Source organism: Paenibacillus andongensis (genome assembly GCF_025369935.1).
Taxonomy (GTDB): Bacteria; Bacillota; Bacilli; order Paenibacillales; family NBRC-103111; genus Paenibacillus_E; species Paenibacillus_E andongensis.
On record NZ_CP104467.1, the window covers coordinates 5,944,514 to 5,967,008 of the forward strand.

At 45.1% G+C, this 22,495-nt stretch carries 22 protein-coding genes; 5 read left to right on the plus strand and 17 right to left on the minus strand.

From position 1 onward, the window contains the following. Positions 1-4: 4 nt before the first annotated feature. From NYR53_RS26625 to NYR53_RS26655, 7 genes are all read right to left on the minus strand, one after another. Positions 5-1,342: a hemolysin family protein gene (locus tag NYR53_RS26625; protein ID WP_261302123.1), complete on the minus strand. Its 1,338-nt coding sequence runs from the start codon at positions 1,340-1,342 to the stop codon at positions 5-7. 25 nt (positions 1,343-1,367) lie between these two features. Next, complete coding sequence (yfkAB, locus tag NYR53_RS26630) at positions 1,368-2,495, minus strand: radical SAM/CxCxxxxC motif protein YfkAB (protein WP_261302124.1); 1,128 nt, start codon at positions 2,493-2,495, stop codon at positions 1,368-1,370. A 129-nt stretch (positions 2,496-2,624) separates the two neighbouring features. Then, positions 2,625-4,853 carry an MMPL family transporter gene (locus NYR53_RS26635; protein ID WP_437180077.1) on the minus strand — a complete coding sequence of 743 codons (2,229 nt, stop codon included), beginning with the start codon at positions 4,851-4,853 and terminating at the stop codon, positions 2,625-2,627. A 64-nt stretch (positions 4,854-4,917) separates the two neighbouring features. Beyond that, complete coding sequence (locus NYR53_RS26640) at positions 4,918-6,051, minus strand: HD-GYP domain-containing protein (protein ID WP_261302126.1); 1,134 nt, start codon at positions 6,049-6,051, stop codon at positions 4,918-4,920. A 117-nt stretch (positions 6,052-6,168) separates the two neighbouring features. Next, positions 6,169-6,981: an undecaprenyl-diphosphate phosphatase gene (locus NYR53_RS26645; RefSeq protein WP_261302127.1), complete on the minus strand. Its 813-nt coding sequence runs from the start codon at positions 6,979-6,981 to the stop codon at positions 6,169-6,171. A 112-nt stretch (positions 6,982-7,093) separates the two neighbouring features. Further along, positions 7,094-8,554: a bifunctional metallophosphatase/5'-nucleotidase gene (locus tag NYR53_RS26650; protein ID WP_261302128.1), complete on the minus strand. Its 1,461-nt coding sequence runs from the start codon at positions 8,552-8,554 to the stop codon at positions 7,094-7,096. A 68-nt stretch (positions 8,555-8,622) separates the two neighbouring features. Beyond that, positions 8,623-9,093 (minus strand): hypothetical protein, encoded by a 471-nt coding sequence (locus NYR53_RS26655; RefSeq protein ID WP_261302129.1) that lies wholly within the window; start codon positions 9,091-9,093, stop codon positions 8,623-8,625. 129 nt (positions 9,094-9,222) lie between these two features. Here NYR53_RS26655 and NYR53_RS34360 point away from each other — a divergent pair, with 129 nt between their 5' ends. Genes NYR53_RS34360 through NYR53_RS26675 form a run of 3 tightly spaced genes read left to right on the plus strand, consistent with a single transcriptional unit; the run spans position 9,223 to position 12,106 of the window. Then, on the plus strand, positions 9,223-9,924 hold the full coding sequence (locus NYR53_RS34360; protein ID WP_290428962.1) for a molybdenum cofactor biosynthesis protein: 702 nt from the start codon (positions 9,223-9,225) through the stop codon (positions 9,922-9,924). Positions 9,925-9,946: 22 nt separating this feature from the next. After that, positions 9,947-11,011 carry a ThiF family adenylyltransferase gene (locus tag NYR53_RS26670; protein ID WP_261302130.1) on the plus strand — a complete coding sequence of 355 codons (1,065 nt, stop codon included), beginning with the start codon at positions 9,947-9,949 and terminating at the stop codon, positions 11,009-11,011. A gap of 45 nt (positions 11,012-11,056) precedes the next feature. Then, on the plus strand, positions 11,057-12,106 hold the full coding sequence (locus NYR53_RS26675) for an HD-GYP domain-containing protein (RefSeq protein WP_261302131.1): 1,050 nt from the start codon (positions 11,057-11,059) through the stop codon (positions 12,104-12,106). Here the strand turns inward: NYR53_RS26675 and NYR53_RS26680 are convergent, their stop codons facing one another. Beyond that, the gene (locus tag NYR53_RS26680) at positions 12,107-12,496 is read right to left on the minus strand and encodes a DUF350 domain-containing protein (protein ID WP_261302132.1); all 390 of its coding nucleotides are present in this window, start codon (positions 12,494-12,496) and stop codon (positions 12,107-12,109) included. It abuts the gene before it with no gap. Between the two features lie 132 nt (positions 12,497-12,628). Between NYR53_RS26680 and NYR53_RS26685 the strand changes: the two genes are divergently transcribed. Further along, complete coding sequence (locus NYR53_RS26685) at positions 12,629-12,949, plus strand: helix-turn-helix domain-containing protein (protein WP_261300830.1); 321 nt, start codon at positions 12,629-12,631, stop codon at positions 12,947-12,949. 11 nt (positions 12,950-12,960) lie between these two features. Continuing rightward, complete coding sequence (locus NYR53_RS26690) at positions 12,961-13,881, plus strand: IS3 family transposase (RefSeq protein WP_261306485.1); 921 nt, start codon at positions 12,961-12,963, stop codon at positions 13,879-13,881. Here the strand turns inward: NYR53_RS26690 and NYR53_RS26695 are convergent. From NYR53_RS26695 to sufD, 9 genes are all read right to left on the minus strand, one after another. Next, positions 13,866-14,546 carry a hypothetical protein gene (locus tag NYR53_RS26695; RefSeq protein ID WP_261302133.1) on the minus strand — a complete coding sequence of 227 codons (681 nt, stop codon included), beginning with the start codon at positions 14,544-14,546 and terminating at the stop codon, positions 13,866-13,868. The two genes, NYR53_RS26690 and NYR53_RS26695, sit on opposite strands and share 16 nt — an antisense overlap. After that, complete coding sequence (locus tag NYR53_RS26700) at positions 14,543-15,739, minus strand: glutathionylspermidine synthase family protein (protein WP_261302134.1); 1,197 nt, start codon at positions 15,737-15,739, stop codon at positions 14,543-14,545. Before NYR53_RS26700 ends, NYR53_RS26695 begins: the two co-directional genes overlap by 4 nt. A 5-nt stretch (positions 15,740-15,744) precedes the next feature. Then, positions 15,745-16,404 carry a hypothetical protein gene (locus tag NYR53_RS26705; protein ID WP_261302135.1) on the minus strand — a complete coding sequence of 220 codons (660 nt, stop codon included), beginning with the start codon at positions 16,402-16,404 and terminating at the stop codon, positions 15,745-15,747. Next, positions 16,401-16,640, minus strand: a complete 240-nt coding sequence (locus NYR53_RS26710) for a hypothetical protein (RefSeq protein ID WP_261302136.1) — start codon at positions 16,638-16,640, stop codon at positions 16,401-16,403. The genes NYR53_RS26705 and NYR53_RS26710 overlap by 4 nt, the downstream gene beginning before the upstream one ends. A gap of 93 nt (positions 16,641-16,733) precedes the next feature. Further along, positions 16,734-17,837, minus strand: coding sequence for a C40 family peptidase (locus NYR53_RS26715; protein ID WP_261302137.1), 1,104 nt, complete (start codon positions 17,835-17,837; stop codon positions 16,734-16,736). 215 nt (positions 17,838-18,052) lie between these two features. After that, positions 18,053-19,450: a Fe-S cluster assembly protein SufB gene (gene sufB, locus NYR53_RS26720; RefSeq protein ID WP_261302138.1), complete on the minus strand. Its 1,398-nt coding sequence runs from the start codon at positions 19,448-19,450 to the stop codon at positions 18,053-18,055. 63 nt (positions 19,451-19,513) lie between these two features. Next, positions 19,514-19,948: a Fe-S cluster assembly sulfur transfer protein SufU gene (gene sufU, locus NYR53_RS26725; RefSeq protein WP_261302139.1), complete on the minus strand. Its 435-nt coding sequence runs from the start codon at positions 19,946-19,948 to the stop codon at positions 19,514-19,516. Further along, on the minus strand, positions 19,935-21,161 hold the full coding sequence (locus NYR53_RS26730; protein WP_261302140.1) for a cysteine desulfurase: 1,227 nt from the start codon (positions 21,159-21,161) through the stop codon (positions 19,935-19,937). The genes sufU and NYR53_RS26730 overlap by 14 nt, the downstream gene beginning before the upstream one ends. After that, on the minus strand, positions 21,158-22,453 hold the full coding sequence (gene sufD, locus NYR53_RS26735) for a Fe-S cluster assembly protein SufD (RefSeq protein ID WP_261302141.1): 1,296 nt from the start codon (positions 22,451-22,453) through the stop codon (positions 21,158-21,160). The genes NYR53_RS26730 and sufD overlap by 4 nt, the downstream gene beginning before the upstream one ends. Between the last annotated feature and the right edge of the window lie 42 nt (positions 22,454-22,495).

Below are 22,495 nucleotides of genomic sequence, written 5' to 3' on the forward strand. Positions count from 1 at the left end.
CCGCTTATTCATCTACAGGTCTGACAGGGTTGATTTTCGTTATGTGAATGCGCACGATACGCAGGCGATCAACTTCGGACACTTCAAACACGTGGTTGCCGAAAGCTACTCTTTTGCCTTTGACAGGTGCACCTTCAAGCTTCTTAAACAACCAACCACCGATGGAGTCCACATCATCGTCCTCGATGTCCAAATCCAGCATATCATTCAAGTCTTCAATCAGGACACGGCCGTCTACGGATGTATACTTATCTTTCACCTCAACACCTGGCCGCTCATCGATATCGAACTCATCGTGCATCTCGCCAACGATCTCCTCCAGGATGTCCCCTAGTGCTAGAAGTCCTGCCGTACCACCGTATTCATCAATAACGATAGCAAGTTGAGAATGTTTTTTCTGCATTAATTTCAATACACGGCTGACTTCCATCGACTCTGGAACATTGAGAATGGGACGAATAAAGTTTTTTATTTCCTGCTCTTCATCCGGATCAGCTGTCAGTAAATCAGCAATGTGAACGAAACCGACGATGTTGTCCTTATCCTGATCAGCTACTGGATAACGTGTATGCTTCGTCTCATGAACCATACGTAAATTATCAATGAAGCTTAGCTCAAGGTATAGACAATCCATATCTGTCCGCGGCAGCATAACCTCACGGGCAATACGTTCTGAGAATTCAAAAATATTATCGAAAAGCACCATTTCATCTTGATCGATATGGCCGCTTTTGACACTCTCATCCATCAGGATTCGAATCTCTTCCTCCGTATGGGCTGCCTCATGCTCGCTTGCCGGCTCTACGCCAATCCATGATAGAAATTTATTTGCTGTACCATTCAGCACCCAGATAATCGGGCGAAACAGCCTGTAGAAGAAGAGCAGCGGCGCTGAGAGCCATAGCGAAGTTAATTCCGCTTTTTGAATCGCGAACGATTTCGGAGCCAGCTCACCGAGCACGATGTGCAGGAACGTAATAAATCCGAAAGAAACTATGAAAGACAATGTCGTCGTATATACCGAAGTCTCCACGCCAAACGTATGTAAGAGGGGTTCCATGATCAGCTCCGAGATGGCAGGCTCACCAACCCAGCCTAGTCCCAGAGAGGCAAGTGTAATCCCCAATTGTGTTGCTGATAAATAAGTATCTAACTGCGACGTTACCTTGATCGCATACTTGGCTTTGCCGCTGCCTTCATTGACTAACTGTTGGATGCGCGATTGTCGAACCTTCACAAGCGCAAATTCAGCAGCAACGAAGAAACCATTGAGAAGCACTAATATAATGACTACTATCAGGTTAAGAACAATGGAACCGAAATCAAACGAAGTATGTGGCAAGCGTATATCTCCTTCAGTAAAATAATTAGATGATAGCTTTGCGGCTTTTAAAATCAATAGTACGGTAATACGAGTCCGCTACCAACAGGTTAGGGCCACAACAAGAGGCGCTGCTGCAGAAGCAGTTTACACGCTGATTCAGCGGATTATTCTCCCAACGGGCAAAAATGGTATCTAACCGGTCATCATGAATATTACCAAGAGGCGGTTCATTTGCAAAATCCGTAACGAACACCTCGCCTGTAAAAGTACTCACATTTAAGCGATTGCGTCCATCCGGATCATTACGTACGGTTACATTCGGCTCATCGCGAAGCCTTTTAACCAGTATTCTGTCCTCTTGATGATCATTGCAAGCAAAGAATGGCAATGTGCCAAACAGCATCCACATGTCACGATTTCGGCTGTCTAACAACCGATGAATGCTCGTTCTTAATTCGTCCAGAGATACCATTGGAAGATGTGAAGCAAAGGAACTGGCATACATCGGGTGAACCTCATGGCGCTTGCAGCCCATTTCCTCAATCAGCTTATGAATCTGAGGTAATTTCTCATGTGTGCGTGTATTAATCATCGATTCCGCTGAGACATAAAGTCCACCTTTGCTAAGCGCAATCGTATTCTCAACCATGCGTTCATACATGCGCGCCGCGGTATCATAACTAACCGGATGCCCGCTATTCACAAAGCCGACTTGATGAAAATCGTCCGCATTCAAGTAATTGAAAGAAATATGCATGACATCCAGATAAGGAGCGAGAAGTTCATACCGGGCTAAATCAAGCGTTAAATTGGAATTGATTTGTGTACGAATACCGCGCTCTCGTGCATATTTAAGGATTGGCAGCATATAGTCTTTGACGATCTTGATGTGGTACGACGGCTCTCCGCCGGTCAAGCTGATCGTTTCTAAATGCTCCACCTGATCCAGCTGCTTCAAAATGATCGGCAAGGGGATGCGAGGACCTTCCGTCATAGTTAACGAATCCCCTACCGCGCAATGCTCACATCGCATATTGCATAAATTCGTTATTGTAAGCTCTACACTTGTTAGTACGTGTTTCCCGTATTTGCGAAAAGACCGAATAGGGTCCCATGGATCGTATGCGGGGGTTAGCTCCGGTAAGATGGAGCTTGTTCCATTCTTATTCATGCTGTTTACACCTGACCTATCATTTCCTATTCACTAACTAATTGTTCCTATCATGCCTATACCTATGCCCTTTATTGTAACTTATGATTCGCAAAAAAGGAAACGGCGGGCAAGATCATGTGAAGCCCGCTATTCCTTCTCTGCTTTCAAATGCGAACTCATTCGCAACCACTTAGGCGCCCACCAGTTCGCATCCCCAAGCAGTTTCATAAGCGCAGGAACGAGCATCACTCGAACAATGGTTGCATCGATCAGAACCGCGAGACCTAGACCGAGCCCTAGCGCCTTCATGATTTCGATATCTGTAAAAATAAATGATCCTACAACTACAACTAAAATGAAAGCTGCGCTTGTAATTAAGCTTCCCGTTTTCTTAAGCCCTTCAGCCGTACTTTTATCATTGTCACCGCTTGCCTCATACTCCTCCATAATACGAGAAATCAGGAATACTTCATAATCCATGGATATGCCAAACACTACACAAAAAATGATAACTGGCAGCGTAGCACTGACATAACCAATGGACGTTATGTGCAGCAAATCAGCCATGTAGCCATGCTGGAATACTAACACAACAACACCGAGACTCGCGCCAAGACTAAGCATGTTCATTAATACAGCTTTGAGCGGAAGCACAACGGACCTAAAGGCAAGCAATAGAACAATATAGGTAATCCCCATCACGAAAGTTAATACTCCAGGAATTTCATTCTGAATTCGATCTATAATATCCAGCCTATAGGCCGGCCCGCCCGTGACTGCAATATCAAGTCCGTCCTTACTTAAGCTGCGAAGTTCTCGGACAAGGCCATCCGTCGCAGGATCATCGGTATCTTTCTCAGGCACTACAACCATCAGAGCCGTGTGTCCTTTTGCCAATTTATTGCCTTCTATTTGAGCTTTGACATTTGAATCCTTTAGCATAGCTGCTAACTTGGCATCCGAATGTTGACCCAGTGAATGGATAAAACTCTGTACTTCTTTTACACCGGATACCCCTTTAACCTGTTCACTATAAGCCCGAACTTGACGAATCGAAGCCTCTTCCCACACTTCTCCTTCTGTATGAATAACAATTTGGATAGGCCCCGTCATGCGCGGATCATAGGCCGCCTTCAATAATTCAGAACCATATCGGGATTCGTAGCTGGGAGGCAGCACCTCAGCATTCGGTACATTTAACTTTATATGACCCATCGGGCTCATGGTGTAGATTAGGGCACCCCCGACAATGACGACCAGCAGTACGGGCCGTTTCATTACTGCATAAGCGATCCGTTCCCAAAAGCGGGACGTTTCTTGCTTGCGAAAGCGTCTAGGAACGACCTGCAGGGAGTTAATCCGTTCACCAAGTATACCGAGAAGCGACAGCAGCATGGTATTCGCGACTATAACGGAGATCGATACGACAATGACGCCGCCTAAACACAAAGAGCGGAAAAAGGTTAGATCTACAAATAACATGCCAAGCAGCCCAATCAATACCGCTATACCGGAAAAAAAGATCGATTTCCCAGCCGTCTGACACGTCATGGCCACAGCTTCAGCCACATTCTTCTCAACCTTGAGTTCCTCTCGAAAGCGACTGACGAGAAACAAAGCGTAATCAATCCCTACGGCAAGACCGAGCATCGTCACCATATTCGGAAGGAAGTTCGATAAGGATTGGTGCTGGGCGATAAAATAGGTTATCCCCAACGTAAGGGTAACGCTCATAAGCCCTACTATCATAGGTAATAGCGCCGCGACAAGGGTGCCAAACACGATTAATAAGACAATCAGCGCAATCGGTAAACCAATCGCTTCTGATTTGGCAATATCATGCTTGCTCGCTTCCTGCATATCATGCAAAATAGCAGGTCCACCCGTCACATATACGTTCATGCCTGTTGGCGGATGCACGCGTTCCTTAAGCTCTGGATATTTCTCCAGAGCAGGGTCAGTATCTAGATTTAGAGACACATTTACGGCCAGTACATCCCGATGCCCTTCGTTACGAGGTGTTGCGACGAATTTCACACTTTCAACATAGGAGAGTTTCTTTAATTCGCTAAGCGAATCCATAATGGCTTGTTGATGGACTTTGTCCGTCATATCGAGCCCTTCCCCTGTATAAACCAGGTTAATCATCGTAAGTGGAATACCAAGCTCATCCCGCATTTGAATGAGTCCGCGATCGGACTCACTGCCTTTAGGGGTAAAGCCGTTGTCTTTGAGCATTCCCGGCGTTTTCTGAGCAAAAACAGCAAAGCTGAGAAGCAGAAGCACGCCAATAACTAGCACGAGCCATCGGAAACGATGCATCGCATATCCCCATCTCCAGAACTTCCCTTTCACAGCTGATTCTCTCACAGGCATCCCCCTAATTTGCAAAAAGAACCTGGATTCCCAGGTTCTTCGTGCTTGTTATCTATATGTTATCTTAAAATATGGTCGGCATACTTTCATCAGGTTCGAATTCCCCTACTTTAATTTCCCCAATTTCTGAAATTAATGTAGAAAGCTTCGTTGACAGGTCAATTTCGTACGGTTCTTTCAGCTCTTGACCGGATTCATCCTGTAGAACGCGAACGATCGGCCTATGAGGAACGGTTACGTTTAACTTGGATACGATGCCAAACTCCCCCGTATTCAATCGAACGGTTATGCCTAATGGATAAATGGCGATTTTATCACGGAATAAGGCAATCTGACTTTGATCATACATCGTGCCAGAACCCCCGAACAGTTGCTCCATAGCTTCATGCGGCAGTAAAGGTCTTCTATATACTCGTGTTGTCGTCATCGCATCATAAGAATCGACTAAGCCAACCCATTTGGCAAATTCATTGATGTCTGTTCCTTGAATCCCACGCGGATACCCGCTTCCGTTAATTCGCTCATGATGCTGAAGAGCACAGTGTGCTGACAATAGAGGAATGTTCGGTTCGTCTTTCAAAATGTTAAAACCGTATGTCGTATGATTCTTCATCTCGGTAAACTCTTGCTCAGTCAATTGCGAAGGCTTACGAAGAATACCAAGTGGTACTTTCGTCTTCCCAATATCGTGAAGTAAAGCGCCTAATCCAAGTGTTTCGAGGTTCTCGCGACTATATCCAAAGCTAATTCCCAGCATGATGGCATAAATACTTACATTCACAGAATGCTGAAATAAGTAATTATCCTTAACGTTCATATTATTGAGCATAACCATAGCCCCTTGATGAGCGCTTAGATCGTCAATAATCATTTTCATCACATCACGGAAATTACGTCCGATATCATAATAATTAACGGCTCCGCGTTTGTTCGAATCTTCCATTACCTTCTTAAAGGTGTTACGGATTTCGAGAACAGCCTTTGTTCTCGTTTCATCTTGAATAACATCCTCTTGAATGATGTCATTGGTCCGAGAATCTTGAATATATATGTAGTCGATTCCGTATGTAAAAAGTCGATCAATGAGTCTCTGAGAAAGCTCAACATTAACGGCCAGCAGGACCATACCATCGTCGTTGTAAATATTCTTGGCCAACCTCATTCCAGGATGACACATGTTGATCGGCATTAACAGCATTTCAGGACCCCCGAATAGGTGAGCGTTACTTTCTATCTAAATGTAATAGATTTCACAAAAAAGTTCAATAAAAAAAACCGCATCATTCGACGCGGTTCGATAAATGAAAGTTGATGATTACTTTAAGAACATATAAAGAGCGAAGATAATGGCTACTGCAAATCGATAGTAAGCAAAAATGGTTAATCTCATATTTTGAACAAACTTGATGAAAGTAACAACTGCCAGTAGTGCAACAATAAATGCAACGACGAATCCTACAACAAAGAAAGTTAAGTCATTCGAAGAGAGTGCATGGTAGTTTTTGAGAAAATAAACACCAGATGCTCCAAACATAATTGGAATCGCCATGATGAACGTGAAGTCTGCAGAAGCAGCGCGGCTTACGCCGGACAGCATGCCACCCGCAATCGTCGATCCAGACCGGGAGAATCCTGGCCAAATGGATACCAATTGCCACAAACCGATGAAGAACGCTTGACGATAAGTCAAATCATCTAAAACTACAGCATTCGGCTGTTCCTTTTTCTTCTCTGCAATAATCAACAGGATACCGCCTAGAACAAGCCCAATTAACACGGTTGTTGAGTTAAAAAGCTTCTCATCGACAAAATCATTAAACAAGACTCCGATGACACCAGCAGGTATGATACCGATAAGAATGTGCAGCAAGTTGAGCTTCTTCCCCGTCTTACTCTCGCTTTTTCTTTTCACTAGCCCGAATAAAGATAAAATTCGTTTCCAATAAATCAGGACGACAGCCATAATGGCGCCAAGCTGGATGACAAAATCAAAGGTTTTCATTACTTCATCATTTTGGGTGTTTAATAGGCTTTGTGCTAGAATCATATGCCCCGTAGAAGAAACCGGTAAAAACTCGGTCAACCCCTCTACAATCCCGATAATGATCGCTTCAAAAATAGTATGCATGTGTTCCCCCTATGAATTGAGAGTTTATAGTTGTACTCCTGTCCAATTATCTATTCTACCTGTAACTTGGTAGATCTGACAACTTATTCGACAAAGGTTGTGGTTGTTCGACTTATTCCATATGAGCAGGTAGCTTTCTATCCGTAAATCTTTGGAAATGACTGCTTAGGATCGCGTCTTCATCCCGAAGTTCAGAAGCAAGTACATCACGGATAAATTCAGGCAGCATATACGTTATCTGCTTACCACGACTGAGCGATAAATAACCTGAGCCGAAAGTAAACATATCGATCGTGCCAATGACATAGTCACGGCTCAGGTCCAAGGGCTCATCGCCAACGTTCACAGCGATGATGCGTTCGTAAGGTGCACGGGTGCTGTCGGTCATGACGGTCAATCCGTCGACACATAGCACGCCCAGCACCTCGCCCCGGAAGCCGAAGCCGCGTATCGGCTTCTCCATGAACTCGCCAAGCAGCGACTCTTCGAGCGCTTGGAGCAGGTCCGCCCCGCTGAGCAGCACTCGGCAGGGGTTGATCGGACCCGGGCAGATTTCCAGCAATCTGCCGCGTGTCAGGCGCCCCTCCTTCAGTCCCTGAAGGAGCTGGCCGCTATTGACCAGCCCGATCTCGGCGCTGGTCCAGCGGCGAATCCCTGCAGCAAGCAAGTTGCCGAGCGGGGATTCGCCGTACCAATCGAGGCGCAGCGGTTCCCGCAGCTGAGCCACCTCCGCATCCAGCGCCGCTGCGCTGGCGATGCGGTAGTGCTCCAGCAGCGTGGTAACGCTGCTGTCTTCTTCACTTGCGTCCGTCATTGGAACGACGCGGCCGTTTAATTCTACGATCCGGCGCTGCGCCGGTTCGTAAGCAAGTTCAATATGGCCGGCATACTGACCGAACTTGCCGGCCGCGCAAATATAGGTGCCGCTGAGCAGGAGCGGCTCCTCAAGTACGTGATGCGTATGGCCGCCGAGGATCACATCGATGCCTTCCAGCTCCTCAGCCATACGTTGATCCGAACGCAATCCCAAGTGGGACATGACGATAATGATATCCACTCTTGGGCGCAGAAGCCTAGCATAGGTCTTTACGGCTTCGATCGGGTCCGTTACATGCCATCCAAGCAGTTCATAGTACGCTTGGTAAGCTGCTGTTACCCCAATGATGCCAATGGTGAGACCCGATTTCTCAATCGTGAGTGTAGAAAGCATCCAATCCGGCGTCTTATTCGTCGCTACTTCTACAATATTGCTGCCGATAATTGGGAATTTGGCATGCTCTTTCACAACTGTTCTTAACAATTCCGGTGTGAATGTCAGCCCTTCATTATTACCCATGACCATCGCTTCGTAGCCGGTTGCGTTCATAATTTCTAAGTTGGCAGAAGCATTCGTGCCTTCCGTTTCAGGCCGCATCCGGTCCATATGATCGCCAATATCAAGTGTCAACACCTGATCAGCAGGCCACAGTCGACGTACGCGATCAAAATACGCGCTAATCTTGGGCATCTGTTCAAAATGACTATGAATATCATTCGTATGTAAAATAACAAGTCGTTGCAAGGGCTCAGACACACCGATCACCTCTTTTCGTTGTAAGCCAGATCCGAAGCATGTCTAATCTTATGCAGCAGAATCCCCTATCATTTCTTGAATTTTAGCTCATCAAGTGCCACTCTGTTTTTGAAGCCGAATGTCGCTTCTTCCCCGAGCGCCTGATCATGAAGAAACCACACTTTAACAACACTTTTGACATTGAGACATTCACTGCTGCCATCAGGTACATAAAGGCGAATCGGATAACCTTTCTTGAGCGCCTGTCCATCTTGGGCATACAGAAACAAGGCAGAGTCTAATTGAGACCAAGGCATGAGTGCTTGAAATTCGTCTATTGCCTCCACTTTCACATGTGTAGGTTCTTCAGCATGCTCCACGTTGCGGTTTCTCTTCCAGCTTCGATACCAATTTTTCAAATCAAAAGCATCTCCCTGCACATCCGGCACACGCTCTTGAAGCGCTAACTGCTGCTCAGCAAGAGCAACCATTTCGGTTATAGTGAATGCTTCATTCTTTATATATAGGTCTGACACTTGTATGTGATTATCCACTTGCATCCATACATTTCCCCTCTCCTAATTAAGCTCTATTTCTCAGCCAAAAGGCTCTACCCATTATACCATTTTCAGGTCAAAATATGATATGCTGTAAGGAATTCCACTAACTAAGCCATTAGGAGCAGAACCGTGAACATACACATCCAACTCTTTGCAGGTCTGGTAGACCTATTCGGGACTTCCGTCTTAATTATACAAATAGAACAAGAAGCCATTTCTATCGAGCAGCTCAAACAGCAGATCACAGCCGCTTATCCGGCAGCTTCCACTCAACTCTCAACCTGTTTTTTTGCTAAAAACCAAGCTTATGCGGGAGATCAGGAAATCGTCACAGCTGCAGATGAACTTGCACTGATTCCTCCTGTTTCAGGTGGACAACCTTCTATGTATGAAATCACTCATGATACGATTGATGCAGGCAAGGTAGCTTCTAAAGTCAATCACCCTAATCACGGCGCTTCGCTTGCTTTCATCGGGACAACCAGGGAGATGACTTATGGACAGCGGACCGTCCTTTTGGAATATGAAGCCTACATACCGATGGCTCTCAAAACCATGGAAACCATCGGTGAAGAGATAGATAATCAGTGGCCAGGCACGCTTTGTGCCATTACACACCGTTTGGGCAAGGTCGCTATTGCCGAAGCTAGCGTCGTTATTGCCGTTTCATCTCCGCATCGGGCGCATTGCTATGAAGCGAGTCGGTATGCGATTGAACGCCTGAAGCAAATCGTACCTATTTGGAAAAAAGAAATATGGGAAGATGGTTCGGAGTGGAAAGGCAGCCAAACAGGTCCTTGGAACCCGCTCCAAACGCCACAATTCGAATAAACGAGACTGGAGATGACCTCACTTGGACACACATATACATATAGATCATAATGATGACGTAGATACACGCTATTCCAGACAAGTTCTGTTTTCCCCCATTGGTTTAGAAGGACAGCGCAAGCTCGGAGGAAGTCGAGTGGCTATCGTAGGCATGGGTGCGCTAGGTACGGTACTTGCCAACCATATGGTTCGCGCAGGGGCTGGTTACGTACGATTGATCGATCGTGATTTTGTCGATACTAGCAACCTCCAACGACAAATGCTCTACGATGAAGAGGACGCTGCTAGCACAACACCCAAAGCAATTGCAGCAGCTAAACGGTTACAACTTGTTAATTCTCAGGTAACGATAGAGCCTCATGTAACCGATCTGAATTCCTTGAATGCTGAACAGCTCTTAAGTGATGTTGATTTAATTCTAGATGGAACCGATAACTTCTCGGTTCGCTTCCTAATTAACGATGTGAGTATCAAACTAGGGATTCCTTGGATTTATGGCGGTGCGGTCGCCTCTAGAGGAGTCTCTTTGACGATCATACCGGGACAAACCCCATGCCTTCGCTGCCTTTTCTCACAAGCCCCCGCAGCAGGTACAACTGAAACATGCGATACTGCCGGTGTTATTGGCGGGATCATTCATGTCGTAGCTTCTTTTCAAGCCACGGAAGCTCTTAAATTGCTTGTTGGCGCGAAAGATCAGCTTAATCTCCGAATGCAGCAATGGGACTTATGGTTCAACCAGAACTCAGCAATTAGTGTAGCCGGCGCTCATAAATCTGACTGTCCCGCCTGTGCAATGAAGCAGTACGATTACTTAGAAGCCGGTGTGGAAAGTGACACGATTCAATCGTTATGCGGTCGTAATTCCGTCCAGATTCATCCGGTAGCTCCTTCCGATAAACCGCTTGAATATTGGGAAGAACGATTAAAACCGCTTGGTCCGGTGGACAAAAATCGCTTCCTTTTAAAATTCCAAGCATCCCCAGATTTGCAGATGATCATCTTTCCAGATGGCCGTGTTCTCATCCAAGGAACCGAAGATTTAATTCAGGCTAAAAGTCTTTACAGCCGATATATTGGGATGTAGTATAACTATATACCTACGGATTATAGGACTAGGAGAGGAGCTTCTATGCGTATCCATGTGCTTCAACTTATTGTTGGTGATAAACTAATTTCAGATTCCTACAATATGGTAGGACTTCATCTTCTTTCATCAGGCACGGTTGTCGATGCGGGAGATATTTTGATGCTTAATCGCCACAATGTGGATTATGTCGATATACAGCCTAGAGCGAGTGAAGCCACTAACGAACTAGATGAGCCTACAGTCCGGCACGCAACTAACACGCAATTACACACTTTTAACAATGCAATCTCCGGTATAAAAGATTTATTTTCGGTCGTCGAAAACGGTGGATCCATTCAAAATGAAACTATCGAATCCGCTTTCAATCCGATGATCCAAAGCTTTCAGGAGGAGAAAGACGTTGTTTCGTTACTTCTCTCTTTGAACAGCAAAGATGACTATACCTACCAGCACAGTGTGCAAGTAGGCATGTTATCCTATTATATTGCCAAGTGGATGAATAAAAGTGAGAAAGAAGCCCTTCATATTGGAAAAGCCGGCTATCTACACGATATTGGCAAAAGCAAAATCCATACGGATATTCTACATAAGCCCTCAAAACTAACCAATGATGAGTACGGTGAAATTCAGAAACATACGATATACGGCTATGAAATCATCAAACAATCCTTAAATGACAATATCCTTGCTCTCGTTGCTCTAGAGCACCATGAACGTATGGATGGTACAGGCTATCCTTTACGCAAAAAGAGTACAGAAATCCATTCGTACTCGCTGATAATTGCGGTTGCAGACGTTTATAGCGCTATGATCAGCAACCGAGTTTATCAGCAAAAACGTGATCTTCTAATCGTTCTGAAGGAACTGCACCGCATGAGTTTTGGCCAACTAGATCCGAAAATAACGCAAATATTTATCCGCAACATGATTCCTAATTTTATCGGTAAGAAAGTGTCACTCAGTGACGGACGTGTCGGTACGATCGTCATGACAAATCCATGCGATTTCTTCCGACCTTTAATTAACATCAATAATCAATTCTTGGATCTGTCACAGCTTGGCGACGTAGAAATAACGCAAATCGCGATCTAATTAAATAATAAGACTGCTAACAGCAATTGCGATTCCAATATAGACAGCTGCTAGCAGGGTGCCAACAGCTACATTCCCATCCTTTAGTTGATCAGATAGCTTCACACCAGGCGTGAGCCAATCAAAGATCCAATACGTAGCAAGTAGACATGCATACCCTACCGCGAACCATAAGCTCATATGCCAAATTGATGAATTGGTGTAAGCTGCAATACACAAAACAATCGCCGTAGCTACAAATTTACCGCCCATGGTGATACCGACGGCTACATTGCCGTTGTTTATTTCTTCCATATCGCGGTAGGGTGTCATTAAACTAAACACATACATACCTGCGAATTGCAGCAGAACAATCACAAATAAACTAATGACAATATCCAAAACAATCATTCTGCCCACCCCCGAAATTTCGCCATGGATTGATCAAAATTGCTGTAATCATGTACTTCCTCCTAGGCCCCCTAAATAAACTGGAGTCCTCCCACCCAATAATTTAAACTAGGGACAAGGAGATGATTCAGTATGGGGAAAAGGCTGAAAGAAGAAGCACGGCTTAAAATTGTTAAGGAAGCGTTGGCTGGTATTAAGGTGGGGGTATTAGCCCGCATGTATGACATCCATCCTGAAACCATCCGTTTGTGGATCAGAGATCACCGTGACTCTATTCCTCCGGAAGAAATCCCAGTGGCTGACGAGCATCTGCAAGAATTGCAGCGTCTACAAGATGTAGAACAACGCTATGAAAAAGCCGTTAAAGTACTTGGCGAGAAAGAGCTAGAGCTTGAGATCCTGCGCGAATTGCTAAAAAAGAAAGACCCCGCTTATCCGAGAAATTCGAAGTAGCAGAACCATTTATTAAGCGGGGTGAACCAGTAGCGTTGGTTCTGCGTATCCTTGGCCTTTCAGAGTCCACCTATTACGATCGTAAGAAGAGAGCTACCACCCCGCTATCTGAATGTTCCAAAGAAAGCCGGAGAGGGCGCCCTGTGCCTGGATACTCACATACGTTTACGGGTGAACAAGTGTGTGACAAACAAATCAATGCGTGGCTGCTTGAGCTCATAGAGGGCGAAGAACATGTCTATGGCTACAAGCTTCTTGCACAATGTATTCGTGACCAACATAACGTGAGACTGGACAAAAAGAAATCGTATCGCTTATGCAAAGAGCTAGGCATTCTTCAAAAGCCACGCCAGCGCATACAGACGCATCCTCGTAGACTGGCAAAGAACCGAGTCGTAACAGGCTCCAACCAATTATGGCAAATGGATATCAAATACGGATACGTCATTGGACAGGAGCGCTTCTTTTATATGCTCAGCATCATTGATGTGTTTGACCGTGTCGTCGTTAAACAGTACAGAGGTCCGGTATGTGAGGCCAAGCATGCGGTCCAGACGCTTTGTTATGCGATGCAGAGCCGGCTAAACCCTGGCGAAGAGATGCCTGTAATCCGTACAGATAACGGCCCGCAATTCGTAAGCAAACTGTTTGGAGATATGTGTGAGTGCCTTGACGTCGTCCATGAACGCATTCCGCCAAGGACGCCGAATATGAATGCTTACATTGAGTCGTTTCACAGTCTACTTGAACGTCACTTGTTCGGCATAAGAGACTTCATGACCTTTGAAGAGGCTTATGATGCACTCGATCGTTACATGGACTTCTACAATAATCGCAGGATGCATGGTAGTTTAAACCGAAAACCTCCGAAGATGTTTTCAGCATGGGTCAAGACGCTGGATGACACTTCTGCCTTTCATAAAGCGATGTAATACCTTGAAAAAACGCGGTATTCTACGCATGAATCATTTTTGGTGGGCAAGACTCCGGTTTTAGGGGGCCTAGCCGCTTCCTCTAAAATAACCTGTACTTCCTTCTTGTTTTTAAAGCTTACATAGCGTTCCTCAGGAATGGGCTGCTTCACTTTCTGTCCTGTTGGTAGATCAGCTACCGCGAAATAGCGGAATTTGCCATCCTGCTCCGTTTTGTAAACCCCTACTAATTTCACATCCGTTTTAATTTCTATTTTTAACTCCCCTGCATCTTTATCAGCTTCTTCTTTCGTTTTAAACGTCTTGATTGGCTTCCATTGCGAAAGTGTTACATCATTCTTCCCTTGATTATCCATTTTCATTGTTGCCTGCATATAGCTCAGTACCCATACTTGGTCCCCTGTAGCAAAATTCTGATCGTTCGAAATCCGTTCATTATTCGGCAGCAGGACCATATCCCCATCCAATAAATCCCCGACTTTTGCCTGCTGTACTTGATAATCCCAGGGTACTTCACCACTCATATTGCTTATGCTTGCCGGACTTCCCGCCGTCGCCTTACTCAAGACAGCTGGCTTCTTATTAAAAGCGCTGCTAATGCCCCAAATGATCAGGATGCATACAACGAAGCCCGCGGCCATAAGCCAAAATCGTCCTTGTTTCAAGGTGCTTTCACTCCTATCGGTACAAATTGACTCGCATTTCCTGTAATCATCCCACCTGCTCTCCCTAATAACCCGCATGGTATTCCATTGAGAACAAAGAGACCTGTTAATAAATGTTTATTTCCATGAGCAAAAGATAGCTCGGGCAAATCGGCTCGCTGCTGATAAACACGCTTGAAAAACACACTCGTATCAAAACCAACTTCATCTTTGACCTCTAATTCACCCAGCGTGTTATACAATTCCACTGAGCCGCCTTCTCTGCCAAACATAGATTTGGATACGTAATCACCTGTAAGCTCAGGCGTCATATAAGTAGGCAGCATATAGCTCCCTATTGCCTTGTGCTCGTCAGAGGTGAACATTTCTGCGCCTTCCTCATGTAAGCCCCATATGATAGCTTGCAAGCCTTTTGACTGCAAGATGACCGCGTGTAATGGATTGAACACTTGTATGAATTGTTCTTCAATCGCATAAGAGAAAGCCTCTCCCCCATCATCAATGCCCATCCATTCCTTTGGATACAGCGCAAACATTTTAGTGATGATTTGGTTCTCTCCAACCTTAACAACGCCTTCATCGATCCACAAATCCAAACAATCGACACAGGTCATCTTTCTTCCGCTATGCGCTACAAGGGCATCAATAGTTCCTGTATCTTCAACATGCTTTCCATACGCGGTGCAGGCAGCAAAGTCAGGCGCTTCGATTTCCCATGCTAAGCGGATTAGTTCTTTCATAGCATGGTTCGGTGATTCTATTCCCATTTGATCACATAACCAGGGTGTAGCAATCGCTGCTTCAACATACCCCGTAGGTGTGTCAGCATTCAGCTCTAAAAGCTTGATTTCGCCTTGCTGATTCACTGTAAAATCAAATCTGGCATATCGACTAATGAAACCTGCGGCACCAGGCTCAAGCTGATCTAGCCCATCCCACAGCACTTCAGGAATAGACAAGAGCTCATATAACTCCCTCTTCCCTTTCACATAACGAACCGTCTTATCAAACACGTTCCACAAAGCTCCTGCCGCATGGATAAGTTCTTCGTATACATGTCGCTGCATAACTACAAGTTGGTCAATCCAGTATGCTTCCTCTTCCATATCTGCCCATGTAAATCCAAGGTTCGCCAGCTGCTGCACCCTGCGATCTCTGTTAGCAGAAGGATTCCCTATGACTTCATATATCAAAGCAATTAACCTCCTGAACTGGAGCTTGACGAAGAGCTGAAACCGCTTGATTTACCGCCTATACTACCGGAAGAGGTTGAGGTCGATTTGGAGCTTGATGTTGTTCCGCCGCTCGTACTGTTTGACGATGACTTATTAGTTGTAAACGAGCCGGTTCCACTTGAGGTTGTTGGTGTCTTCGTCGTGGAGCGATTCGAGAACGAACTCGGTTGATAGGTTTTCGTCACATAGGGTGTATTCGATCGATAATAATAAGAGCGATGATTGCTTCCCCAACTACTCGATGAGTAAGGACTTACCGTATTAAAGATCAAATGGTACAGTAGAAGATCATCCCAACCAAAACCACCGCCTCCGGTTACCTGATTCACAATGATGGGGGTCGTACTTCCTCCAGTGCCCGTTGAACTCCCCCCTGCAACAGGCGTTGGAGACGGAGAAGGCGAAGGTGATTTATTATCCGATTGCACGGGCACAGGCAAACTCCAATCAACCGCAGGATCATAATAGGCTTTGACGTCTTCCGAAGACCATTCAACCAGCTTAGATGATCCTGCTCCAGTACTCGGACTAGGAGACTCTGCGGCATGTGCTGAAAGCAGCAACATATGACTAACGAGCATGATGCCAATAGAAGCAGAAAGCACTTTGAGCGGTCGTTTCAATGCCGGTTCCCTCCCCCTTCTGAGCCTACCGTAACCAGCAGAAGCTCAAAAACATTAAGATCTAAGTTCAGTCTTCCTTCGATCATTTCATATTCCTTACCGCCAATAAGAACAAAATTTGCAACATTTAAGGCTTGAATGAGCCTTTCATCCCATGGGCGTTCACTAATTTTTTGCAGTTGTCCGTCCGTCAATTTTTCGAAGAGCGTGATATTCATCGATTCATCTTCCTCCATCCAATCTGTATACTAAATAAAACGCACGAACAGACCTTTTGTTTCAATTTAGCGAAAATAAAAAGAGCCTATCCTAAGGATAGGCTTAAAGGATTAATATGCAACACGTTTTGCTCGTAGAAACGTTGATTTCCAATACGGTTTATCAATATTAATGATTTGAACGCCATTCTTTGGCGCAGGTGAAGCATTCAGCATTTGCCTATTGCCAATGTAAATACCAACATGTCCAACAGTTTTATTGGTTTTGAATCGACCTGGTACATAGAAAAACAACAAATCGCCTTTGCGCAAGGATTTTCGACTTACCAGCTGTCCTACCGCCGCTTGTTGGCGAGCAAGCCTTGGAAGTTTTACGCCATATTTTCCAAATACATATTGAGTAAACGTTGAACAGTCAAATTTTCCTGTTTGCGGATAAGGTCCAGCACCGAATAGATATTTCACACCTAGATATTGCATACCCTTGTTAATCATTGCATTAATATCAATGTTCTTAAGTACTGGAATTACTTCATCTTGATTAGTGGATGCCCACACCTCAAGGTCATCCTCATTTTGTTGCATAGATGCAGGGTGCGTTCCCTTACCTTCGCCTTTGAACGGATCCGTTGGATCATCGCCAAACTCAAGCTCTGCGGTATTAGCCCGAGGGTCGTTGTCATCTTCACGTTCTATTGGAGCAACCGGAGCCGCATGAATCAACAATTGCTCATTTTTCACTTCATATGACATATCTTCTTGAAACAAATCTGCCAATGCGGAGACTGGCAAGTAGGCCGAATCACCCTCCTTAATAAAGGGCTGGCTAACTTTGATTTCTGATCCATCTTTCATAGCTTTCGTCGAATTCATTGTCACTTCGAAGTTTGCGTCATTATCGCCAATTAACAGCTTCTGATTGCCTTCTTCCCAGTTTGACTGGAACTTTAGGGTTTGGATAAGTTCACGTGCTGCTACATACTTGACATTGTTAATCACTTTAATTGGTATAACAGCGTCATCAGTGCCTAATGTCGTTCCTTGTCCTGGTTGTGACAAGCTTTGTGACTGCATACTGCCTGTCCCTGACTGTACGGTAGGATTTTGTGTTGGTGCTGCTTGGTTGGGGCTGGTATTAACCCTTCCACAAGCGGTTGTAGTTGCCATCATGACTACTATACTGCCAATTGCTGCTACTTTCAGCCTTTTCCACATCGCTTTTATTCTCCTTTAGGGACACATAATTATTATCCTCTATAGAGTGAGACAAGTGACATGCAAATATGCATAAAAGGCCATTTGAACAGCTTGGATCATCTTGGAAGCTTTAGACTAGTTGGTCCATTTGTCAGAGAGACTTAATTGCTAGAATAGGATTCAATTAATAAAGCGTGCCCGAATAATTCGGGCACGCTTTAAGTAAATATCGTTTAACCGATGGAACCTTCCATCTCAAATTTAATGAGACGATTCATCTCCACGGCATATTCCATTGGAAGTTCTTTCGTGAACGGCTCGATGAAGCCCATAACGATCATTTGCGTCGCTTCAGCCTCCGTAAGACCACGGCTCATGAGGTAGAACAATTGGTCCTCAGATACCTTGGATACTGTCGCTTCATGCTCAAGCGTGATGTTGTCATTCATGATTTCGTTATATGGAATCGTATCTGACGTTGACTCGTTATCGAGAATCAAAGTATCACATTTGATATTCGCTTTGGAACCTTGGGAGTTACGTCCGAAGGAAGCCAGACCACGGTATGTTACTTTACCGCCGTGTTTAGAAATCGATTTGGATACGATTGTCGAAGTTGTATCAGGCGCCAGATGCGTCATTTTCGCGCCAGCATCTTGGTGTTGCCCTTTACCAGCTACAGCGATGGAAAGAACCATCCCTTTAGCGCCGCGGCCTTTCAGCACAACAGCTGGGTACTTCATCGTCAGCTTGGAACCAATGTTACCATCGACCCATTCCATAGTAGCGCCTTCTTCTGCAACCGCACGTTTGGTAACGAGGTTGTAGATGTTCGGTGCCCAGTTTTGAATCGTTGTATAACGTGCACGGGAGTTTTTGAGACATACGATTTCAACTACCGCACTATGAAGGGAGTTTGTGCTGTAAATAGGAGCTGTACAGCCCTCTACGTAGTGTACAAAGCTTTCTTCATCGGTAATGATCAATGTACGTTCGAATTGCCCCATGTTCTCGGAGTTAATACGGAAGTACGCTTGTAAAGGAACTTCACATTTTACGCCTTTAGGCACATAGATGAAAGAACCACCGGACCATACAGCACTATTGAGCGCAGCGAATTTATTGTCGCTTGGCGGAATAATAGTTCCGAAATACTGTTTGAATAGCTCTGGGTACTCACGAAGCGCCGTATCCGTATCTGTAAAGATAACGCCTTGGTCTTCAAGTTCCTTTTGCATACTGTGGTAAACAACTTCAGATTCATACTGAGCCGATACACCAGCTAAGAATTTTTGTTCCGCTTCAGGAATACCGAGCTTGTCGAATGTTTCTTTAATTTCTGTAGGAACTTCTTCCCACGTTTTGCCTTGCTTCTCGGACGGTCTTACGTAGTACTGGATATCATCGAAATCTAGATCATCCATGTTTCCGCCCCAACGCGGCATTGGCATTTTGAAAAATTGCTCCAGGGATTTCAGACGAAACTCTAGCATCCACTCAGGTTCGCCTTTAATTCTGGAGATTTCTTCAACGATTTCACGAGTTAAGCCTTTACCCGATTGAAAAATCGATTTGTGCTCATCTCTAAAACCATATTTATAATCCTCGAGATCTGGCATTTGTTTAGCCATGGTGAATTCCTCCTTAGTTTTTTTGTGTTGCAAAAACATCTTACATATGGGATCGCTTTTGCGTTAGTTATCGATTTTTTGGGAATGTTCAATTCCTTTGCGTAGTGCGTTCCATGCAAGGGTCGCACATTTGATCCGCGCAGGGAATTTATTCACCCCAGATAACGCCTCTATATCTTCATATTCAAATTCCACAGGTTCGCCCTTCATCAAGCCTGAAAAATTATCGGCCATCTTCAGCGCCTCTTCGATGGTCTTACCTTTGACCGCATCCGTCATCATGGATGCAGAGGATAAGCTAATCGAACAGCCTTCACCTGTGAATTTAGCCATCTTCACAACACCATCTTCCACCTGCATCTGCAGGGAAATCTTATCACCGCAGGTCGGGTTATTAAGATCAATGGTAACAGCTTCGCCAGACTCAAACTTCCCACGGTTGCGCGGTGTTTTATAGTGATCCATAATCACTCTACGGTATAAATCATCCAATTGCATGGCCGAAGTACTCCTTTGTTTTTAGTAAGGCCATCACAAGACGGTCAATATCTGCTTCTGTATTGTACAGATAAAAGCTAGCACGAGCCGTGGAACTTACTTCTAGCCATCTCATTAAAGGCTGAGTACAATGGTGACCGGCGCGTACAGCAACTCCCTCCGCATCTAGAACGGTTGCCACATCATGAGGATGAACATCACCTAGATTGAACGTAACGAGTCCTGCACGATTAGCTTTAGGACCATAGATCGTCAGATCTTCGATCTGAGCCATACGCTCCATCGCATAGTTCGTGAGCTGAATATCGTGTTTATAAATATTGTCCATACCGACTTCTTGTAGAAAATCAATAGCCGCGCCAAGACCTACTGCTCCAGCAATGATTGGTGTTCCACCTTCAAACTTCCAAGGCAGTTCCTTCCAAGTGGACTCATAGAGATCCACATGATCAATCATTTCGCCGCCAAACTCGACAGGCTCCATATTTTCTAGCAATGCCTTCTTCCCATACAATGCCCCGATTCCGGTGGGACCACACATTTTATGACCGGAAAGCGCATAGAAGTCGCAATCCAATTCCTGTACATCCACCTTCATATGCGGTGTACTTTGTGCGCCATCGACCATCATCTTCGCTCCATGTTTATGGGCGATTTGGGCGATTTCTTTGATCGGATTTACGACACCAAGAACGTTGGAAACATACACAACCGAAACAATTTTCGTACGATTGGTTATCGTGTTTTCAACATCTGTAAGCGAAATCGAACCATCAGGCTGTAAAGGAATATATTTTAAAGTAGCGCCTGTAGCCTTTGCAGCTTGCTGCCATGGAATCAGGTTGCTATGATGCTCCATCGGTGTAAGGACAATTTCATCGCCTTCACGCAGTACAGATTTCGCATAACTGCTTGCTACAATGTTGATTGCCGTTGTCGTACCTCTAGTGAAAATGATTTCCTGCTCACTGGATGCGCCGATGAACTTAGCCACTTTGGCTCTGGCTCCTTCGTATGCATCCGTTGCACGGGAACCTAGGGTATGAACCCCGCGGTGAACGTTCGCATTGTCCCACTCATAGTAGTGCTTCAGTGCTTCAATCACCTGAATAGGCTTCTGGGAAGTTGCAGCACTGTCCAAGTACACCAGCGGATGACCGTTCACCTCTTGCTTCAGAATGGGAAAAAGTTCACGTATCTCCGAGGTATTCATTGTCCCAGCTTCCTCTCTACTAAGCTTTGCAGCTGTTCTTCGACGCTCTTAATTGGAATTTCGGAAACGACTGGCGCCAAGAATCCGTAAATAATCAAGCGCTGAGCTTCTTCCTTCGTAATCCCACGAGACATCAGATAGTGAACTTGCTCAGCATTGACTTGACCAACACTCGCCGCATGACCAGCTTTAACATCGTCCTCATCAATAAGAAGAATCGGATTCGCGTCGCCACGCGCTTTCGGGCTGAGCATAAGCACTTTCTCTGTTTGCTGACCGTTACAGCCTGTTGCGCCTTTTTCGATCTTTGTAATCCCGTTGATGATCGCTGTTGAGCCATCTCTCATTACGGCACGAGTAATCATGTCGCTTGTTGATGCTTTGCCCCAATGAACAGCGCGTGTAGTCAGGTTCAACTTCTGCTCCTGAGTTCCAACACAGATCACTTTAGCATCGGAGTCGGAACCTTTGCCTTTGAGGATCGATGTTGTATCCGAAAGTGTGTTACCGTAGTTCATTTCACCAACTACCCACTGAATGCTCGCATCGTTATCGATGATCGCACGGCGGTATGTCAAATCCGTAACGGATTCTTCCAAGTTATGAACGGATGCATAGTTAACTCGCGCACCTGGCTTCACGAATACTTCAACGATTCCGTTTTGTACCAAAGGAGCACCTGCTACAGAGGATACAAAATTATCTACATAAGTAACAGCGCTGAACTGCTCTGCAACAATCAAAACATGCGGTGCAAAAGTCGCTTCGGCATCATCGGTTACAAATAACGCTTGGAGTGGAAGGTCCACACGAACGTTTTTCGGTACATAAAGGAAAATACCACCGTTCCATAGTGCAGCATGCAAAGCTGTTAATTGATTTTCATTAGCTTCTACAGCTTTCATGAAATATGGTTTCACCAAATCCGCATGATCGCGAATGGCTGTTTCCAAATCAGTGAAAATAACGCCTTGCTGTTTCAATTCTGCCGAAACTTGGTTGAACACGATGCCGGAGTTGCGTTGTACGATCAAGTTCTCGGAATTAGCTAAACCTTTGGTAACTTCGGGTAAAGCATCGAGGGATGCCAAAGGGGCTTGCGATTTATAGGAACCATAGGAGGAGATGCTCCAACGGTCAATTCTCGTCTTTTCTAGCGCAGGTAATTCCAAAGAATTCGCTAACGCTAACCCTTCTGTACGAAGGGCAGTCACCCACTCCGGCTCTTGTTTGCTGCGGGAGAGCTCGATGACAGCATTAGTATCTATGGAAAGTGTTGTTTGACTACTCATGGTTTCCTCCATTTATAGGGATCTTTGACCCTTAGATCAAAG

What these genes read in the sequence shown, in the direction of transcription:
- yfkAB (WP_261302124.1), bottom strand. Translation starts at nt 2,495, where the DNA reads ATGAATAAGAATGGAACAAGCTCCATCTTACCGGAGCTAACCCCCGCA.
- NYR53_RS26635 (WP_437180077.1), bottom strand. Translation starts at nt 4,853, where the DNA reads ATGCCTGTGAGAGAATCAGCTGTGAAAGGGAAGTTCTGGAGATGGGGA.
- NYR53_RS26640 (WP_261302126.1), bottom strand. Translation starts at nt 6,051, where the DNA reads ATGCTGTTAATGCCGATCAACATGTGTCATCCTGGAATGAGGTTGGCC.
- NYR53_RS26645 (WP_261302127.1), bottom strand. Translation starts at nt 6,981, where the DNA reads ATGCATACTATTTTTGAAGCGATCATTATCGGGATTGTAGAGGGGTTG.
- NYR53_RS26655 (WP_261302129.1), bottom strand. Translation starts at nt 9,093, where the DNA reads ATGCAAGTGGATAATCACATACAAGTGTCAGACCTATATATAAAGAAT.
- NYR53_RS26675 (WP_261302131.1), top strand. Translation starts at nt 11,057, where the DNA reads ATGCGTATCCATGTGCTTCAACTTATTGTTGGTGATAAACTAATTTCA.
- NYR53_RS26680 (WP_261302132.1), bottom strand. Translation starts at nt 12,496, where the DNA reads ATGATTGTTTTGGATATTGTCATTAGTTTATTTGTGATTGTTCTGCTG.
- NYR53_RS26685 (WP_261300830.1), top strand. Translation starts at nt 12,629, where the DNA reads ATGGGGAAAAGGCTGAAAGAAGAAGCACGGCTTAAAATTGTTAAGGAA.
- NYR53_RS26710 (WP_261302136.1), bottom strand. Translation starts at nt 16,640, where the DNA reads ATGGAGGAAGATGAATCGATGAATATCACGCTCTTCGAAAAATTGACG.
- NYR53_RS26715 (WP_261302137.1), bottom strand. Translation starts at nt 17,837, where the DNA reads ATGTGGAAAAGGCTGAAAGTAGCAGCAATTGGCAGTATAGTAGTCATG.
- sufB (WP_261302138.1), bottom strand. Translation starts at nt 19,450, where the DNA reads ATGGCTAAACAAATGCCAGATCTCGAGGATTATAAATATGGTTTTAGA.
- sufU (WP_261302139.1), bottom strand. Translation starts at nt 19,948, where the DNA reads ATGCAATTGGATGATTTATACCGTAGAGTGATTATGGATCACTATAAA.
- NYR53_RS26730 (WP_261302140.1), bottom strand. Translation starts at nt 21,161, where the DNA reads ATGAATACCTCGGAGATACGTGAACTTTTTCCCATTCTGAAGCAAGAG.
- sufD (WP_261302141.1), bottom strand. Translation starts at nt 22,453, where the DNA reads ATGAGTAGTCAAACAACACTTTCCATAGATACTAATGCTGTCATCGAG.